This window comes from Paraburkholderia tagetis (assembly GCF_022213065.1).
Taxonomy (GTDB): domain Bacteria; phylum Pseudomonadota; class Gammaproteobacteria; order Burkholderiales; family Burkholderiaceae; genus Paraburkholderia; species Paraburkholderia tagetis.
This window is the reverse complement of sequence record NZ_JAKLJA010000006.1, coordinates 58994-74343: the sequence shown is the minus strand read 5'-3', so window position 1 is coordinate 74343 and position 15350 is coordinate 58994. Positions and strand designations below refer to the sequence as shown.

Genomic DNA, 15350 nt, shown 5'->3' with positions numbered 1-15350 from the left:
GCGCGGAGCCAGCCACGAAGGATGCCAGGCGTATGAACGGCATGAGCAGCATGAATGGCATGAACAACGAAGGGGCACCGATGTTGGCGGGCGCACACGTGCTGGTCGTCGACGACGACGAAGGCATTCTGCGGCTCGCGCGCAAATCGCTCGTGCGGGCCGGCGCGCGCGTGGACACCTGCATGGGCGTTGGGGAGGCGCGCGCGGTGCTCGCGGCGCGCACGCCGGACGTGCTCGTGCTCGATTACCAGCTCGATGGCGCGGAGACCGGCCTCGACTTCTTCCGCCGCCTGCGCGCCGAGGACGTGCGCGTGCCGGCGATTCTCGTCACCGGCTTCACCGACGAGTCGCGCGTGATCGCCGCGCTGCGTGCCGGCGTCTCCGACGTGGTGCCGAAATCGGGCGATTACCTCGACTATCTGCCCGAGGCCGTGGCACGCGTGCTCGCCCAGGTGGCGCTGCAACGCGCCTCCGACCAGGCGCTGCTCCTGCGCGATCGCGAAGAGCACTACCGCACGCTATCCGAAGCGCTGCCGCACCTCGTGTTCACTTGCGGCGCGGACGGCGAGTGCGATTTCCTGTCGAAGCAATGGCGCGAATACACGGGCCTCGACGCCGGTACGACGCACGGCCTCGCGTGGCTCGACGCCGTGCATCCGGACGATCTGGACGAGATTCGCGACACGTGGCTCAAGGCCGTGCGCACCGCCAACGACGACTATCGGCACGAGTTGCGCATTCGCCGCCACGACGGCGCGTATCGATGGTTCGACGTCCGAATCGTTGCGATGCGCGATCCGCGCGGCGGCGTCAACAAGTGGTTCGGCAGTTGCACGGACATACACGCGCAGCGCGAATCGAACGAAGAGCGCGAGTTGCTGCTGGCATCCGAACAAGCCGCGCGCCAGGCGGCCGAAGAAGCCAATCGCGCGAAGGACCGCTTTTTGGCGATGCTCTCGCATGAGCTTCGCACGCCGCTTACCCCGGTGCTGGCAGGCACGCGTCTGCTCGAGCAGATTGCCGGCTTGCCTGACGCCGCGCGCGCAGGGGTGCTGATGATCCGCCGCAATATCGAACTCGAAGCGCGCCTGATCGACGACCTGCTCGATCTCACGCGCGTGGCGAATGGCAAGCTGAGCCTCACGCTCGATACGGTCGATGTGCACGAAGTGATCGATGCCGTGCTCGAGCTCTTTCACAGCGAAATCAAGCAGCAGGACGTGCACGTCGAGCTACTGGCGCAGCATCACTACGTGCGTGGCGACCGCGCGCGCATCCAGCAGATGTTCTGGAATCTCGTGCGCAACGCGGCGAAATTCACGCCCGACGGCGGCCACATTTTCGTGCGCACGCGCGACGAGCGCATGCAGGTGGTGATCGAGGTGGAAGACACCGGCATCGGCATCGCGCCCGACCAGATCGGCAAGCTCTTTCATGCCTTCGAGCAGGGCAGCCACAACATGACGCGCCAGTTCGGCGGCCTCGGACTCGGGCTCGCGGTGACGAAGGCGCTGACCGAGGCGCACGGCGGCACCGTGAGCGCGCAGAGCCCGGGCTCCCATTGCGGCGCGACCTTCACGATCGTGCTGCCGACCGCCGCGCCCGGCTCGGGCGCCACGCGCCCCGCGGATCACAGCGGTCCGCACCGTGCGGGCGCGCTCGACATCCTGCTGATCGAGGATCACGAGGACACGGCCGAAGTCATGTCGCAACTGATCCGCGCGCTCGGCCACGAAGTGGCGGTGGCCGCAAGCGTGGCCGGCGCGCTCGCGGCCACCGCCGCGCAGCGCTTCGACCTGGTCGTGAGCGATATTGGCTTGCCGGACGGCTCGGGCATCGACTTCATTCGCGCGTTTCGAAAGGAGTCGGTGGCGCCGGCCATCGCGCTCACCGGCTTCGGCACCGACGATGACGTGCGCCGCAGTATCGAAGCCGGCTTCACGGCGCATCTCACGAAGCCCGTGAATTTCGAGCAGCTCGAACGCCTGATCGAAGAGACTGTGACACAGCGTGCGAGCGGTGCGCCGAACCCGGCCACTCCGGCGGCTTGAGTGCTGTATGCCGCGCGGCAAAGCGCGTGGTTTGCGAACGACGTGCACAAGACGTAAAAAAGCCCGCGATGCGGGCTTTTTTTACTTGCTTTTGAGCGAATCGCGAATCTCGCGCAGCAGCAGCACGTCTTCGGGCGTGGGCGGCGGCGCGGCGGGCGCGGCTGCTTCAGGCTGGCGCAGTTTGTTCACGAACTTCACCATCAGGAAGATGATGAACGCCAGGATCACGAAGTTGATCAGCGCCGTGATGAACGAACCGTAGCCGAACACGGCCACGCCGGCGGTTTGCAGATCCTTGTACGAATCGGGATTGCCCTTGAAGGTGTCGGGAATGTGCCCGAGCCGGACGAACAGGTTCGAGAAGTCGAGACCGCCCGTGACGACGCCGATCACCGGCATGATGAGATCCTTCACGACCGAGTTGACGATGGTCGAGAAGGCGCCGCCGATGATCACACCGACTGCAAGATCCATCACATTGCCTTTGACGGCAAATTCCTTGAACTCCTTGATGATGCTCATGAACGGGCTCTCCTTGAACGGGGGCGGCACGGGCCAGGTGGCATAACGACGCAATGGCGCAATGATAGCGAACGCATTCGCAATGCGGTAGCCATTTGACACTGCATGACATTCCGCTTCGAGGCGCACCTCAATGCGCACCTCAATGCGCACCTCAATGCGCGAACTCGATCTGCTCGCGAAAGCGCTGCGGGTCCGTATTGGTTCCGCACAACAGGACGCCCACGCGCTTGCCCTGCAGCGTGTCGCGCAGCGGCCCGTAGAGGCCCGCAGTGGCCGTCGCGCAGGCCGGCTCGACAGCCAGCTTCAGTTCGTCGAAGAGCAGGCGCATCGCGGCGCGCAGGGCGTCGTCCGAGACCGTGACGACGCGCTCGATATGGCGTCGGCACAGCGTATAGCTGTACTGCTCGGTATGCGGCGCCATGAGCGAGTCGGCGATCGTTTGCATGTGGGTCATGCGCACCGTGTGGTTTGCCGCGAAGCTGCGGCTCATCGCGTCGGCGCCTTCGGGCTCGACGCCGTAGATGCGCACGCGCGGATTGGCGAGACGCAGCGCCGTGGCAACGCCGGCAGCGAGCCCGCCGCCGCCGATCGGCACGATTACGGCATCGAGGTCGGGCGCCTGGGTCGCCCATTCGTAGCCGAGCGTCGCCGTGCCGAGCACGGTGCGATAGCCATTGAACGGATGCACGAAATAGCGGCCTTCCTCGGCCTCGATGCGGCGCACGGTCTCGAATGCCTCGCGGTTGTCGTTGGCTCGCACGATTTCGGCGCCAAGCCGGCGACACTGCTCGACGCGCGCATCGCTCGTCGTGCGAAACAGCACGACCTTCACGCCGATGCCGAGGCGCTTCGCCGCATACGCGACCGCGATCGCGTGATTGCCGCCCGAGACGCAGGTCACGCCCGCGCTGCGTTGTGTCGCGTCGAGCGCGAGCAGGTGCGTGAACGCGCCGCGCACCTTGAAGCTGCCGCTCGCCTGCAGCAGCTCGAACTTGAAATTGACATGCGTGTTGCCGAGCGAGGGCATGTCGTGGCGGTCGAATACCGGCGTGCGCAGCACCCACGGCGCCAGCGTGAAGTGCTGCGAGGCGATCTCGTCCAGCGTGGGAATGGCTTCGCCGTCGATGGTGCGATCGGTGGGCAGCGGCGTGGCGGTTGACATGGCGTTGGACCTGCGGCGCGGGAGGTGCGTATTGAGTGTGGCTGTTGAGTGTGGCTGTTGCGTGTGACTGCCTGGATTCGTGACTACGCGTGCGCCTCGACCGAAAGGCCGCGCACGAGCTTGCGCAGGAAACCTTCGCATGCTGCGAGCTGCTCGAGCGAGACGAATTCGTTCGGTTTGTGCGCCTGCTCGATGTCGCCCGGTCCGCACACCACGCTCGGAATGCCCGCGCGCGCGAAGAGGCCCGCTTCCGTGCCGTATGCCACCTTGTGGCGCGTCTGGTCCGAAGTGAGCGCGCGCACGAGCTGCGTGATCGCGGCCTGCTCGCTGTCGTCGAGGCCCGGCGCCGCGGCGATCTTCATGAACTCGATCGCGCCCGCCGCATTTTCGCGCTGCATCTTCGGCACCAGCGTCTCGCGCGCGTACTGCTCGATGCGCGCGAAAATCGCGTCGGGGTCGAGCGTGGGCAGATTGCGGAACTCGAAGGCGAAGCGGCATTCGGCCGGCACGGTGTTGATGGCGTTGCCGCCTTCGATCGTGCTGGTTTGCGCGGTCGTGAACGGCACGTCGTAGAGCTCGTCGAACGGGCCCCTCGCGCGGAATTCGTCGGCCATGTCGCGGATGTAACAGATCAGGCGCGCCGCGTATTCGATGGCATTCAGGCCGCGCGGCGTGAGCGACGAATGGGCCGCATGACCGCGCACGCAACATTGATACGCGTTGATGCCCTTGTGCGCCACGATCGGGCGCATGCTCGTGGGCTCGCCGACGATGCAGCCTTCGGGCTTCACACCGCGTTTGACGAGGTCTTCGATCATGAGCGGTGCGCCCACGCAGCCTACTTCTTCGTCGAACGAGAGCGCGAGATGCAGCGGCTTCGCGAGCTTCATTTGCTGGATCTCGGGCACGAGCGAGAGCGCCGTGCCGATAAAGCCCTTCATGTCGCAGGTGCCGCGGCCATAAAGCAGGCCGTCGCGGATTTCGGGCTTGAACGGATCGCTGTCCCACTTCTGGCCGTCCACGGGCACCACGTCGGTATGGCCCGAAAGCACGATGCCGCCGTTGGTCGAGCCGTCGTGCGCGGGCAGCGTGGCGAACAAGTTGGCCCATTTGCCGTCGTGGCCGTAGGTGAGCGTTGCCTCGATGCCGCGTGCGCGCAAGTCGTCGCGCACGGTCTCGATCAAGCCGAGATTGGGATGGCGGCTGACCGTGTCCATCGACACGAGACGGGTGACCCAGGGAAGCGCGGCGGGGGCGGAGGCGGACGAGAAAACTTCGGAAGACGGCGTGGAAGACTGCGCTGATTCAGCGGCGATGGTCATGGTGGACTCCAGCTTGCTTGTCCATCCATATTACCCAAAAGAATGGCCCAGGCCAAAGGCGCGGCCAGCAATGGCTCGTTGCAGAACGCACACACGAGGGCGCATCAGCGCACGCAAGCATGTGATCGCATCGAATTCGACATCATGACGCGATGCAGCATCGCGATGTGGTACCGCAATGCCGCGTCGCGGATGCAGTATCGAGGATGTGGTGTCGAGGGTTTTGTGTCCCGGGTTTGCGTCGATCAGGCCTGCGCCGCATGCGCGAATTTCTCGCGCATGCGGCGGCGGACCGCTCAGGCGCTCAACGTGCCGTCGCGCGCGCCGGCGCACCGAGCGCGCGCAGTGTCTCCTTGACCGTCGCCACGCGTACCGCGAGGTCGGGGCTGCGCGTTTCGATACGCAGCTTGTCCTGGCCCGCGAGCTTGACGTGCTTGTGCTTCTGCACCATTTCGATGATGCGCATGGCGTCGATGGGCGGGTTCGGCACGAACTGCAGCCCGATCACGGCTTCGCCCGCGTCGATCTTGGTGATGCCGAGCGGCTTGGCCGCGAGGCGCAGGCGGTGCGTCTCGATCAGCGCGTGCGCCTGCGCCGGCATCTTGCCGAAGCGGTCGATCAGCTCCTCCTGAATGCCGTCGATCGAATCGTCGTGCTCGCAGTTCGCGAGGCGTTTGTAGAGCGACAGGCGCTCCTGCACGTCGCCGCAATAATCGGCGGGCAGGATCGCGGGCGCGTGCAGGTTGATCTCCGTGGTCGCGGCGAGCGGCGCGTTCAGGTCCGGCTCGCGGCCGTCCTTGAGCGCCTTCACGGCGTCGTTGAGCATGTCGGTGTAGAGCTGGAAGCCGATTTCGTGAATCTCGCCCGACTGCTTGTCGCCGAGCACTTCGCCGGTGCCGCGAATTTCGAGGTCGTGCATCGCGAGATAGAAGCCCGCGCCCAGTTCCTCCATCTGCTGAATCGCTTCGAGACGGCGCTGCGCCTGCTTCGTGAGCCCCTGCGGATCGTGCACGAGCAAATACGCGTAGGCCTGGTGGTGCGAGCGCCCGACGCGGCCGCGCAACTGGTGCAGCTGGGCCAGGCCGAATTTGTCGGAACGATGGATGAGGATGGTGTTCGCGGTCGGCACGTCGATGCCGGTCTCGATGATGGTCGTGCACAGCAGCACGTTCGCGCGCTGCGCCACGAAATCGCGCATCACGGCTTCGAGCTCGCGCTCGTGCATTTGACCGTGCGCCACGGCGATGCGCGCCTCGGGCACGAGGGCCTCGAGCATCGCGCGGCGATTCTCGATGGTTTCGACTTCGTTGTGCAGGAAATAAACCTGGCCGCCGCGCTTGAGCTCGCGCAGCATCGCCTCGCGAATCACGCTGTCTTCTTCGCGGCGCACGAAGGTCTTGATGGCGAGGCGCTTTTGCGGCGCGGTCGCGATCACGGAGAAGTCGCGCAGGCCTTCGAGCGCCATGCCGAGCGTACGCGGAATGGGCGTGGCGGTGAGCGTGAGCACATCGACCTCCGCGCGCAGCGCCTTCAACGCCTCCTTCTGGCGCACGCCGAAGCGGTGTTCCTCGTCGATGATCACGAGGCCGAGGCGCTTGAACTGCACATCGGAAGAAAGCAGCTTGTGCGTGCCGATCACGATGTCGACGCTGCCGTCGTTGATCTGCTGGATCGCCGCGCTCACTTCCTTGCCGGTCTTGAAGCGCGAAAGCTCGGCAATGCGCACGGGCCAGTCGGCGAAACGGTCGGTGAAGGTCTGCGTGTGCTGCTCCGCGAGCAGCGTGGTGGGCGAGAGAATGGCCACCTGCTTGCCGCCCATCACGGCGATGAACGCCGCGCGCAGCGCCACCTCGGTCTTGCCGAAGCCCACGTCGCCGCATACGAGGCGGTCCATGGGCTTGCCGCTCGTCATGTCGCCGATCACGGCCGCGATTGCCGCCGCCTGGTCGGGCGTTTCCTCGAAGCCGAAGCTCTCCGCGAACTTCACGTAGTCCTTCGGTTCGAGCGCGAACGCGTGCCCCTCGCGCGCGGCGCGGCGCGCGTAGAGGTTGAGCAGCTCGGCGGCGGTGTCGCGAATCTGCTGCGCGGCCTTGCGGCGCGCCTTTTCCCACTGGCCCGAGCCGAGCGCGTGCAGCGGTGCGCTGTCCGGATCGGCGCCGCTGTAGCGCGAGATCACGTGCAGTTGCGAAACCGGCACGTAGAGCTTGCTCGCGTTCGCGTATTCGAGGTGCAGGAACTCGGTGTCGCCCTCGCCGAGGTCCATCGTCACGAGCCCGTGGTAGCGGCCGATGCCGTGCTGCGCGTGCACGACCGGGTCGCCCACCTTGAGCTCGGAAAGGTCGCGCACCATCGAATCGACATTGCTCGCCTGCTCCTGGCGGCGGCGTCCCGCGCGGCGCGCGAGCGGGCCGTAGAGTTCGCTCTCGGTGATGATCGCGAGTTCTTCGCCGGGCAGCGCGAAGCCAGTCGAGAGCGGCGCCACGCCCAGCGCGAAGCGCTCGTCGCCGGTGAGCCAGTCTTCGTAGCTGTCCGCGGAAGTGGGGCGCAGATGGTTCTCGGCTAGCAACTGCGCGATGGTCTCGCGCCGTCCCGCCGACTCCACCGCGAATAGCACACGGTTCTTCGTGGTGTCGAGATAACCGCGCAGCGCGGCGAGCGGGTCGTCGGCGTGGCGGTCGATCGCGAGGCTCGGCAGCGCGTTGGCCCAGCCGCCCGCGCTCGCGGCGGGCAGAGCGAGGCGCGCGAAGGGCTTTGCGAGCGTGAAGAAGTCCTCGTCGGTCAGAAAGAGGCGCTGCGGCTCGAGGATCGGCCGTTCGCGGTCGTGCGCGAGGAAGTTGTGGCGTTGCTTCGTGTCGGCGGTGAAGCGGCGGATCGAGGCGTCCAGGTCGCCTGAAAATACGAGCTGCGCATTCCCGGGAAGGTAATGGAACAAGGTGGCCGTCTCTTCGAAGAAGAGCGGCAGGTAGTACTCGATACCCGCCGACGGCACGCCGTTGCCGATGTCCTTGTAGATCGACGCACGGCTCGGGTCGCCTTCGAACAACTCGCGCCAGCGGCTGCGAAACGCCGTGCGCGCGGCCTCGTCGAACGGAAACTCGCGGCCCGGCAGGAGGCGCACGTCCTTGACCGGATAAAGGCTGCGCTGGTTGTCCGGATCGAAGGCGCGGATCGAATCGACTTGATCGTCGAAGAGATCGATGCGGTACGGCAGCGGCGAGCCCATCGGGAACAGGTCGATCAGCGAGCCGCGCACGCAGTACTCGCCGGGCCGCATGACCTGGCTCACGTGCTCGTAGCCGGCGAGCGTGAGCTGCGATTTGAGCTTCGCTTCATCGAGGCGCTCGCCCTGCTTGAACGAGAATGTGTAGGCCGCGAGGAACGAGGCGGGCGGCATGCGGTAGAGCGCCGTCGTGGCCGGGACGATGAGGATGTCGCAGCGGCCCTCGCCCAGATCGTGCAACGTCGCGAGGCGCTCGGACACGAGGTCCTGGTGCGGCGAGAACGTGTCGTAGGGCAGCGTTTCCCAGTCGGGCAGCAGGCGCACGCGCGCCTCGGGCGCGAAGAACGGGATCTCCTGGGCGAGGCGCTGGGCGTCCACGGCGCTTGCGCAGATCACCGCGAGCAATGGCGCGCTCGCGCGCGCGGCCTCGCGGTAACGGGCGATCAGGAGCGCATCGGACGAGCCGTGCGTGCCGTCGAATGCAAAGCGCTGTCCCGGCTTGACGACGGCGACCGGGGACGAAGACGAAGACGGCGACTGCTGGGGTGCGGCGATATCGGACATAGGGGCAACAGGTTGGCGAGGCGCGGCTTATTCGTATGAGTCAGGTATGGGTCAGCCAGGCATTAGTCGTGGAGCGCGCGCGACAACGCGCTTGCGATCCCGGTTTCGACAGCTATTCGTAAGGCTAAAAGGCGCAAAAGCACCGCTCGGGCGGCGCGCAAGCAATGCTTGAACGGTGCCCGTGGGGCGCGGGTGCCAGCACGTGCGGCCTTGCGAAGGGCTGCCATCGTGCCCGCCGTGCCCGCCGCACCCGCCGGACAGCACCGGTTGTGGCGCTGGATGCGAGTCCTGGGCGTGCGGGCAAAGGACCTATTATAAAATCCGTCCTTTACTTTGACTCATGTGGCCCGCGATACCGTGACTTCACGCCTTTTTGCCCTGATTCCTTGCGCCGGCACCGGCAGCCGTTCGGGATCGGCCATGCCCAAACAATATCGGACGGTTGCCGGACACGAACTTCTGCACTATACGCTCGCGGCATTTGACGCCTGCAGCGAATTCACCCAGACACTCGTCGTCATTTCCCCCGACGATAACCATTTCGACGCGCGCCGCTTCTCCGGCCTGCGCTTCGCGGTGCGCCGCAAGGGTGGGGCGTCGCGCCAGGCGTCGGTCTACAACGGCCTCGTCGCGCTCGCCGACTTCGGCGCCGGCGACGACGACTGGGTGCTCGTGCACGACGCCGCGCGCCCCGGCATCACGCCCGCGCTGATCCGCTCGCTTGTCGGTGCGCTCAAGGACGACCCCGTGGGCGGCATCATGGCGTTGCCCGTCGCGGACACGCTCAAGCGCGTCGCGCCTCACAACGTGCAGGGCGGGCCGCGCATCGAACGCACGGAATCACGCGACGGCCTCTGGCAGGCCCAGACCCCGCAGATGTTCCGCATCGGCATGCTGCGCACGGCCATCGAGCGCGCGCAACAAGAGGGCCACGACCTCACCGATGAGGCAAGCGCCATCGAATGGCTCGGCCACTCGCCGCGCCTCGTGCAGGGCAGCCTGCGCAACTTCAAGGTGACGTACCCCGAAGACTTCGCACTCGCAGAAGCCTTTCTCAGCCGCGATCCTGGCAACTGAGCCGGCAACTGAGCCGGCAACCAGGCCGGCAATTGAGCTATACGGAAGAACCACACATGGATATCAGAATCGGACAAGGCTATGACGTGCACGCGCTCGTGCCGGGACGCCCGCTCGTCATCGGCGGCGTGACGGTGCCCTACGAGCGCGGGCTGCTCGGCCACTCGGACGCCGACGTGCTGCTGCACGCTATCACCGACGCACTTTTCGGTGCCGCCGCGCTCGGCGACATCGGCCGTCACTTCCCCGACACCGACAAGCAGTTCTACGGCGCGAACAGCCGCGTGCTGCTGCGCGAGTGCCTGCGCCGCGTGCAAGAGGCGGGCTTCATGCTCGTGAACGTGGACAGCACCGTGATCGCGCAGGCGCCGAAGCTCGCACCGCATATCGAAGCCATGCGCACGTGCATTGCGGAAGATCTGCAACTATCGCTCGATCGCGTGAACGTGAAGGCGAAAACCAATGAGAAACTCGGTTATCTGGGCCGCGGCGAAGGCATCGAGGCGCAAGCGGCAGTGCTGCTCACGCGCGCCTGAAGACACATTTGAAGCCCTGAAATAAGGGCTTTTTCGTATCCCTACGCTGCGCGTGCGGCGCATCGCAAGCAGCGTGCCCAAAAGCGTCGATCGTGTTCAGCAGGCCGCGTGCCTGCTTTCGATTAAAGGGCGGTGATTGCATCTGCAATTACCGCCCTTGCTTTTCTTGTCGATTAATTTCCGTTTTTTTCGCCCCATACTCAACCGGTATTCAGGCGTACCGGAAACGGAAAGGTTCATGACGGGACTCGAAAGACGCGTGAAAGGCCTCGACGGTCTCCGGGCACTGGCCGTGATGCTGGTGTTCCTCTCGCACAAGGCGCACGTCGACGCAATCGACGCAGGCAAGATCGGCGTGTGGCTGTTCTTCCTGATCAGCGGTTATCTCATCATTGGCGAGCTGCATCGCAACCGCCTGCGCGTCGAACAGCGCACGGCGCGCCGCGACGCAGTGCTCTATGTATTCTTCGTCAAGCGCACGTTGCGCATTTTCCCGGTCTACTATTTGCTGCTCATCGCGCTGACGATCGCGCACGCGTTCTTCTATCAACGCGACGTCGACCTCGGGCTCGCGTGGCATTACGTATTCCTCTCCAATTTTTGGATCGGCATCGTTCATGACGGATGGCCGGGCTCGGTCTCGCATTTCTGGAGTCTCGCGGTCGAGCAGCAGTTCTATCTGCTCGCGCCGTTTGCGCTGCTGTTCACGCGCGCTTCGCGTCATCTGGCGATTTGCGTCGTCATGATTCTCGCCGCCGCGCTCGCGCATCTCGCGCTCTATGCGAGCGGCGCGATCGAGCCGCTCGTATACGCGTTCTCGCCGTGGAATTTCGCCTTGCTCGCGCTCGGCGGCGTGCTCGCGATCGGTGGCGCCCGCGTGCCGATGGAGAGGCGGGTGCAAAGCGGCATCTGGTTCGTGCTTGCGTGCGCGAGTCTTGCGGCGTTCGCGCTTGCTCGCGCCGATTGCGACAGCTGCCAGGCGACGCAACGCGCCATCCTGCCGGGCTTGCTCGATATCGGCCTGGCGCTGTCGCTCGGCGCCGTATTGCTATGGCTCGTGCGACGCCAGGATAGCGTGCTCGTGGCCGCGCTCGACGTGCGCCCGCTCGCGTATCTCGGCACCATCAGCTACGGCTTTTATCTGTTCCACAATCTGGTGCCGTCGCGTCTGGGCGAGGCACCGGCGTTCTACGCAAGCTTGCACGTGCCGCCGCTTGCACAGGACTTGCTGTCGCTCGTCATGCAGTTCGCGCTTTCGGTGCTGCTCGCGCATCTGTCGTGGCAGTTGCTGGAAAAACGCGTGCTCGAGTGGAAAGAGCCGCTCGCCACGGCGATCCGCAGCCGTTTGCCCGCGCGCGCCGCAGCAGGCCCGACCTGAGCGCGGCTCGCTGCGCGAGCCTCAGAGCGTCGCGCCACCCACCTCGCGGCCGCTCGGGCAGAGTTCGCCGGTTTGCAGCCCGTCGAGCACGCGCAGGATTTCGGCGGCGCTGCGCCCGACGCTCAGGCTGTTCACCGATACGTGCTGAATGACGTTGTCCGGATCGACGATGAACGTCGCCCGCAGCGCCACGCCGGCTTCCTTGTCGCGAATGCCGAGCTGGTCGATCAGCTCGCCTCTCACGTCGCCAAACGCGTAGTGGTTCAGCCGGTCGAGCGCCTTGTTCTCGCGCCGCCATGCGAGCTTCACGTATTCGTTGTCGCAACTGCCGCCCATCAGCACGGTCTCGCGGTTTTCGAATTCCTTGTGCAACTGCGCGAACGCGGCGATCTCGGTCGGGCAGACCGTCGTGAAATCCTTCGGATAGAAGTAGATCACTTTCCACTTGTCGGGAAAGCTCCGCTCCGTGATCTCCATGAACGCCGATTCGCCGTTTTCCTCGGGCTGGTTGAAGCCGGGCTTCGCAGCCGTGACGGTGAAGGCTTCGAGTTTGTCGCCGACGGTTTTCATGGCGTCGCTCCTTGAAAGACGGGGCGCACGCGCGCCCGGTGCGCGCGTCTCATGGCCCGACTGCTTTCGCAATTGTCGCAGGGGCGGGCGGCGCGTGCTGCGGGCGTGCGCCGGGGGCATGCGGGGCGGAAGGGGGCCTTGCGGAGGCAGGCGCCTGTTGCGTCCGTTGCCGGTGCCGAGCATCGCCGAGGGGCTCTGAGCGGCCTTCAGCGGGCTCGGGGACCGAGGAGCGGCGCTCAGGCGCCCTTGGCGAGCGGAAACTCGATGGTGACTTCGAGGCCGGGGCCCGGCGCGCGGTTGCGCAGGCGCAGTGCGCCGCGATAGCGGCCCACGAGGCGCTGCACGATGGCCATGCCGAGGCCGGTGCCGTTGGCCTGGGTGCGGGCGCTGTCGACGCGATAGAACGGCCGCGTGACGAGCGGCAGTTGGTCTTCGGGAATGCCGGGGCCTTCGTCGACCACCGACAGTTCCACGCGCGAATGCGAGACCCGCGTCTCCAGCATGATGTGAGGAATGCCGTCCACCTCGCTCAAGCCGTACTTGCGCGCATTCTCGATCAGATTGCCCACCACGCGGCGCATGTCGGTGTCGTCGGCTTCGATCACGGCCGTGGGCGCGAGACGCGTGATGAGGCGCACGCCGTCCTCGCTGGCCATGCGCGCGGCCATTTCGCCTGCGATGACCGAAAGGTCGACGCGCTCGGGCATGCGTTGCACGGGGCGCGCATAGTCGAGAAAGCGGCCGATGATCATGTCCATCTGCTCGATGTCGTCGATCATCGCGTCCTTGGTCGCCTGGTCGGACGGACTCATCTCCGTTTCCAGCCGCAGCCGCGCGAGCGGTGTGCGCAGATCGTGCGAGATGCCGGCCAGCATCAGCGCCCGGTCGGCCTCTAGCTGCTCCAGGTCGCGCACCATCTGGTTGAACGAGCGATTGGTCTCGGCGGCCACGCCCATGCCGCTCTCGGGCAGCTTGGCCGGCGATTGCCCGGAGCCCACCATGCGCGCGGACATCGCCAGCCGCGCGAACGGCCGGTTCACGAGGCTCGTGATGAATGCCGCGCCGAACAGCGAGAGCGCGAGCGCGGAGACCCCCCAGCCGACCCACTGCAGGCCGGTGACGTTATCGAGCTGGTCGCGGTCGAGCGCGACCCAGTAGTCGTCGTCGTCGATCTTGAAGCTGATCCATACGCCCGGGATGCCGTTCACCGACTGCGCGATCACGGTGTCGTCGCCGAGGCGGCCACGGATGTCGTGCTCGATCAGACGATTGAGCGACTCGTCGGGCTGGAGCTTGTATTTGTCCGTGGCCTCGCGCGGATAGACGCGCACGCCTTCGTTGCTCTCCAGGTCCTGGAGCAGCGCGCGGCGCAGGTCGGGATCGGAGTAGAGGAGCGCGGTGCGCGTGAGCTTGACGACGGCGACGAGCTGGAGCGCCACGCGCTGCGCGCGCGGCTCTCGCTCGATCACGCGAAAGCTCTGAAACCATGCCGCGAGACTGACCGCGATGAGAAGGGCAATCAACAGGAAAGTGCGCCAGAACAGATCGCCAAACGCGAGCGTCAGCAAACGCCGGTCAATCCGCATGGACCCTTCCCGTTTCAACAGAGGCAGAGCAGACAACGAGACACCGTCCAGGATCAGGCCGCGCCGTCGGGAATGAACACGTAGCCAAGGCCCCAGACCGTCTGGATGAAGCGCGGGCTGCCCGGATCGGGCTCGATCAGCTTGCGCAGACGCGAGATCTGCACGTCGAGGCTGCGGTCGAACACTTCGTATTCACGGCCACGCGCGAGCTCCATGAGCTTTTCGCGCGAGAGCGGCTGACGCGGATGGCGCGCGAATACCTTGAGCACCGAGAATTCGCCCGTGGTGAGCGGAATTTCCTGGCCGGCCTTGGTGAGCGTGCGGGTGGCGAGGTTCAGCGCGAATTCGCCGAACTCGAACACTTCCGTAGTTTCCGAGGGCGCGCCGGGCAGCTCGGACGGCGCCTGGCGGCGCAGCACCGCGTGAATGCGCGCGACCAGTTCGCGCGGGTTGAAGGGTTTCGGGAGGTAATCGTCGGCGCCCATTTCGAGGCCGACGATGCGATCCACATCCTCGCCCTTCGCGGTGAGCATGATGATGGGCGTGCGATCGTTGCTGCCGCGCAGGCGCCGGCAGATGGACAGGCCGTCTTCGCCGGGCAGCATGAGATCGAGCACGAGCAGGTCGAAACGTTCGCGCACCCACAGCTTGTTCATGGCGGGTGCGTTTTCTGCCACGTAGACGTTAAAGCCCTGCTCGCCGAGATAGCGGCGGAGCAGGTCCCGCAGCCGCGGGTCGTCGTCGACAACGAGAATTTTGGACGGGTTCTTGGTTTCCATGCCTGGCATCTTAGCGCGATTGAGTTGTAGTGCGAGTTTGCAACAATTATCAGGTTACAGTCAGTTACAAAATTTACCCATGCTGTGCCACGGCATCAAGCACTGACAGATAGACTTCTTTGCGTAATGCGGCCATTCGTTAGATACTTCATTCGAATTCGAACCAGTGCCCGTATAGAGCCGGGTCCGTACATGCATTCGAGGTAGCCGTTTGCCGCGTCAAGAAGGGAACAAAACGATGGGAGGGGTGAGGCCGACAATGCGCCATACCATGATTGCACTGGCGTTGACCAGTGGCGTCGTGGCTGCATTGGATGCGGCGCCGGCCCATGCCCAGACGTTCCCGGATGGCCCTCATGCATCCGCCGCGCCCACTCGCCGTGCCGGCGCAAAGCCGCCCGTGCGCAAGGTGCGCAACGATACGCCGGCACGCCCAGCGTCTGACATCGCGCAGCGCACCGCGGTTCCCTCCGATCTCGATCAGCGCCGCCGCGACGGCCATATGACGCCCGATGAGCGCCGCCTTCTGCGTCAGCACATCGAAGACGCCGTGCGCGAACTCTACAAGCGCTGATTTGGG

The 15350-nt window shown here is 65.5% G+C and carries 12 protein-coding genes; 5 read left to right on the top strand and 7 right to left on the bottom strand.

The features are described 5' to 3' along the window. The first annotated feature begins 41 nt into the window (after positions 1-41). Positions 42-2051 carry a hybrid sensor histidine kinase/response regulator gene (locus L5014_RS10455; protein ID WP_238463555.1) on the top strand — a complete coding sequence of 670 codons (2010 nt, stop codon included), beginning with the start codon at positions 42-44 and terminating at the stop codon, positions 2049-2051. A gap of 81 nt (positions 2052-2132) precedes the next feature. Here L5014_RS10455 and mscL read toward each other — a convergent pair whose 3' ends face one another. The 4 genes from mscL to mfd form a co-directional block, all read right to left on the bottom strand. Further along, a complete protein-coding gene (gene mscL / locus L5014_RS10450; RefSeq protein ID WP_238463554.1) occupies positions 2133-2573 on the bottom strand; it encodes a large conductance mechanosensitive channel protein MscL in 441 nt (146 codons plus the stop codon). A 154-nt stretch (positions 2574-2727) separates the two neighbouring features. After that, positions 2728-3738 carry a threonine/serine dehydratase family protein gene (locus L5014_RS10445; protein WP_238463553.1) on the bottom strand — a complete coding sequence of 337 codons (1011 nt, stop codon included), beginning with the start codon at positions 3736-3738 and terminating at the stop codon, positions 2728-2730. Between the two features lie 83 nt (positions 3739-3821). Beyond that, positions 3822-5060, bottom strand: a complete 1239-nt coding sequence (gene argE, locus L5014_RS10440) for an acetylornithine deacetylase (protein ID WP_238463552.1) — start codon at positions 5058-5060, stop codon at positions 3822-3824. Between the two features lie 304 nt (positions 5061-5364). Next, positions 5365-8844: a transcription-repair coupling factor gene (gene mfd / locus L5014_RS10435; protein WP_238463551.1), complete on the bottom strand. Its 3480-nt coding sequence runs from the start codon at positions 8842-8844 to the stop codon at positions 5365-5367. A 357-nt stretch (positions 8845-9201) separates the two neighbouring features. Between mfd and ispD the strand changes: the two genes are divergently transcribed. The 3 genes from ispD (at position 9202) to L5014_RS10420 (ending at position 11835) form a co-directional block, all read left to right on the top strand. Continuing rightward, positions 9202-9921: a 2-C-methyl-D-erythritol 4-phosphate cytidylyltransferase gene (gene ispD / locus L5014_RS10430; protein ID WP_238463550.1), complete on the top strand. Its 720-nt coding sequence runs from the start codon at positions 9202-9204 to the stop codon at positions 9919-9921. 56 nt (positions 9922-9977) lie between these two features. After that, positions 9978-10457, top strand: coding sequence for a 2-C-methyl-D-erythritol 2,4-cyclodiphosphate synthase (ispF, locus tag L5014_RS10425; RefSeq protein WP_238463549.1), 480 nt, complete (start codon positions 9978-9980; stop codon positions 10455-10457). Between the two features lie 238 nt (positions 10458-10695). Then, a complete protein-coding gene (locus tag L5014_RS10420; protein WP_238463548.1) occupies positions 10696-11835 on the top strand; it encodes an acyltransferase family protein in 1140 nt (379 codons plus the stop codon). A 21-nt stretch (positions 11836-11856) separates the two neighbouring features. Here L5014_RS10420 and L5014_RS10415 read toward each other — a convergent pair whose 3' ends face one another. From L5014_RS10415 to ompR, 3 genes are all read right to left on the bottom strand, one after another. Continuing rightward, the gene (locus L5014_RS10415; RefSeq protein WP_238463547.1) at positions 11857-12405 is read right to left on the bottom strand and encodes a peroxiredoxin; all 549 of its coding nucleotides are present in this window, start codon (positions 12403-12405) and stop codon (positions 11857-11859) included. A gap of 236 nt (positions 12406-12641) precedes the next feature. Continuing rightward, positions 12642-13991: an ATP-binding protein gene (locus tag L5014_RS10410; protein WP_238463546.1), complete on the bottom strand. Its 1350-nt coding sequence runs from the start codon at positions 13989-13991 to the stop codon at positions 12642-12644. Between the two features lie 53 nt (positions 13992-14044). Continuing rightward, positions 14045-14779 (bottom strand): osmolarity response regulator transcription factor OmpR, encoded by a 735-nt coding sequence (gene ompR, locus L5014_RS10405; RefSeq protein ID WP_027814652.1) that lies wholly within the window; start codon positions 14777-14779, stop codon positions 14045-14047. A 250-nt stretch (positions 14780-15029) separates the two neighbouring features. Between ompR and L5014_RS10400 the strand changes: the two genes are divergently transcribed. Next, a complete protein-coding gene (locus L5014_RS10400; protein WP_238463545.1) occupies positions 15030-15344 on the top strand; it encodes a hypothetical protein in 315 nt (104 codons plus the stop codon). Positions 15345-15350 lie beyond the last annotated feature (6 nt).